The 1,711-nt window shown below is 56.9% G+C and carries 1 protein-coding gene; it reads right to left on the bottom strand.

Annotated features, from left to right (window positions below):
- Positions 1-1,248, bottom strand: a 1,248-nt coding sequence (locus tag ABX749_RS31900; protein ID WP_372899594.1) for a hypothetical protein, incomplete at its 3' end; no start/stop codon positions are given.
- Positions 1,249-1,711 lie beyond the last annotated feature (463 nt).

Raw genomic sequence — 1,711 nt, 5'->3', positions numbered from 1 at the left:
CGAAAGAACGTCGGCACCGGATTGATAGTTGTTGGTGATTCGAATCGTTGCCCCGGTGAGGACGGTTGAATCCACATCCGTGACCTTGATCGATTGGGACACGACCTTTTTAGGCGTTCTGACCTGATAGTCCTGCGGCGCCGCTTCGATACCCGCCAAAACAGGTGCCTGGTCCGCTACAGTCGTCGTGTTGTAGGCCAACGTCGCAGCATGGGTGTTTCCGAACGTCAAATACCACGGCGTTTGCAGACGTCCGTTTGTAGGCGGGATCAAAACACCAAAGCTTTCGGTCGCCACATCGTAGGCGCGAACGGACCCGGAAGCCGCCCCTGCGTTGATCGGTACATACAGTCGTCCGTCGGGGCCGAACAAGATCGCTTGAGCGGCGTTGTCACCTCCCAAGGGGATAAACTCCCGTTGCGACTTGGTGGCAACGTCGATCACGACGATCCCATTGTCAGACCGGTTGGGCCGAAAACTGGTCACGTACAGAGACCTTCCGCTGGGGTCAAAAACGATTCCCTCGGGGTTGTGAAGTTCGCCGGTCTGGTGAATCCCGTCGGCCGTGTTGCGTGCGATGACTTCGAAGGCGCCACTCGTGGTGTCGTTAAATCGCAACACATAACCCGGTGCGTCTTCGGAGAACACGTCAGAATCGAAGGCGCTGTAGACCGTGACGTACAACTTGTTGTCCGGACCGAAGACGAGCCCGCGCGGGTTGAACTCCGCGTTAAACCCGTTGGGAATCAGACTTCCAATGAATGCTCCCGTGGTCGCGTTGTATTTCGCGATCCGTGACGGTGATGCAAAGAAGTCGGCCACATAAGCGACGTTGTCCCTGACCACGATGCCCCGGGGTGCAAACGGAGCGTTGGGACTTGAAGACGGCACCAGCGGCGACAACGCGACGCCGGTGTCTTTGTTGAACCGCAACACCTCACCGTTGAACTGGGTGTCGACATTCTGGTTGACCACCAACAGGTTGTTCCCCTGGATCACCATGCCACGTGGTCCATGCAAACTGCTGGCGCCGCTTTGGACCAGCGTCCGGACGAATGCCCCCGTACCGGCGTCGAAGACCTGAATCGAGTTGTCCGCCTGGTTCCCCAGATAAAGCAGATCGACCGCCAACAAGCGACGAGCTTCAAGCGTCTCGATCGAGAGCCTGCGGCGTACTTTCCCAGAACTGTCACGAGCCTCGCCACCACGGATGCCGCGTCCGTTGAACCGCCGAAGTTGAGTTTTCATCAGTTTTCAATCGCGGGAATCGCTGGCCAGTGCTTCGAGATGGATGTCAAGGAACATCCTTGGCCGTTCCGGGTCGGATGGCAGACCAGCGAGACGCTCCGGCAAGCCGCTGCACGTGTTGTTCCAGGGCCAACGTTCACTTCAGACGCAATCCTCAGACTGCACGAATTACGGCATTTCGACCCTGACGCGACGCTGCGCCGACATCAAAACGGGAAAATATATATCCACCGTGGAAAACGTTTTTCCTGCATCAACGATCGGCTTCATGCTCAAGGCGAGTAGCCTATTGCAGATCAGTTTCCGGGTAGTGGACGAGGCGACGAGTCCTCTGTAATCGGCATATCGGCAGAGGACTCGTCGCCTCGTCCACTACCGGGAAACTGAGCTGCAATCGACTACTCGCCTTGAGCACAAAGCCGATCGTTGTTGTCAGGAAAACCGTTTTCCACAGTGGATAATT

The organism is Stieleria sp., assembly GCF_041595215.1.
GTDB lineage: Bacteria > Planctomycetota > Planctomycetia > Pirellulales > Pirellulaceae > Stieleria > Stieleria magnilauensis.
This window is presented reverse-complemented; position numbering and strand designations above follow the sequence as displayed.